Consider the following 1,167-nt stretch of genomic DNA (forward strand, 5'->3'; position numbering starts at 1 on the left):
AAGCCTGATGCAGCGACGCCGCGTGAGGGATGACGGCCTTCGGGTTGTAAACCTCTTTCAGTAGGGAAGAAGCGAAAGTGACGGTACCTGCAGAAGAAGCGCCGGCTAACTACGTGCCAGCAGCCGCGGTAATACGTAGGGCGCAAGCGTTATCCGGAATTATTGGGCGTAAAGAGCTCGTAGGCGGTTTGTCGCGTCTGCCGTGAAAGTCCGGGGCTCAACTCCGGATCTGCGGTGGGTACGGGCAGACTAGAGTGATGTAGGGGAGACTGGAATTCCTGGTGTAGCGGTGAAATGCGCAGATATCAGGAGGAACACCGATGGCGAAGGCAGGTCTCTGGGCATTAACTGACGCTGAGGAGCGAAAGCATGGGGAGCGAACAGGATTAGATACCCTGGTAGTCCATGCCGTAAACGTTGGGCACTAGGTGTGGGGGACATTCCACGTTTTCCGCGCCGTAGCTAACGCATTAAGTGCCCCGCCTGGGGAGTACGGCCGCAAGGCTAAAACTCAAAGGAATTGACGGGGGCCCGCACAAGCGGCGGAGCATGCGGATTAATTCGATGCAACGCGAAGAACCTTACCAAGGCTTGACATGGACCGGACCGCCGCAGAAATGTGGTTTCCCCTTTGGGGCCGGTTCACAGGTGGTGCATGGTTGTCGTCAGCTCGTGTCGTGAGATGTTGGGTTAAGTCCCGCAACGAGCGCAACCCTCGTTCTATGTTGCCAGCGCGTTATGGCGGGGACTCATAGGAGACTGCCGGGGTCAACTCGGAGGAAGGTGGGGACGACGTCAAATCATCATGCCCCTTATGTCTTGGGCTTCACGCATGCTACAATGGCCGGTACAAAGGGTTGCGATACTGTGAGGTGGAGCTAATCCCAAAAAGCCGGTCTCAGTTCGGATTGGGGTCTGCAACTCGACCCCATGAAGTCGGAGTCGCTAGTAATCGCAGATCAGCAACGCTGCGGTGAATACGTTCCCGGGCCTTGTACACACCGCCCGTCAAGTCACGAAAGTTGGTAACACCCGAAGCCGGTGGCCTAACCCCTTGTGGGAGGGAGCTGTCGAAGGTGGGACTGGCGATTGGGACTAAGTCGTAACAAGGTAGCCGTACCGGAAGGTGCGGCTGGATCACCTCCTTTCTAAGGAGCACCTACAAAC

1 rRNA gene is annotated in these 1,167 nt (G+C 56.9%); it reads left to right on the forward strand.

Going from position 1 to position 1,167, the window contains the following annotated elements:
• Nucleotides 1-1,148: ribosomal RNA gene (locus ACFC25_RS22640) — 16S ribosomal RNA — on the forward strand; the annotation flags it as partial.
• Between the last annotated feature and the right edge of the window lie 19 nt (nucleotides 1,149-1,167).

It is taken from the genome of Pseudarthrobacter sp. NPDC055928 (assembly GCF_042270935.1).
In the GTDB taxonomy this organism is placed as follows: Bacteria; Actinomycetota; Actinomycetes; order Actinomycetales; family Micrococcaceae; genus Arthrobacter.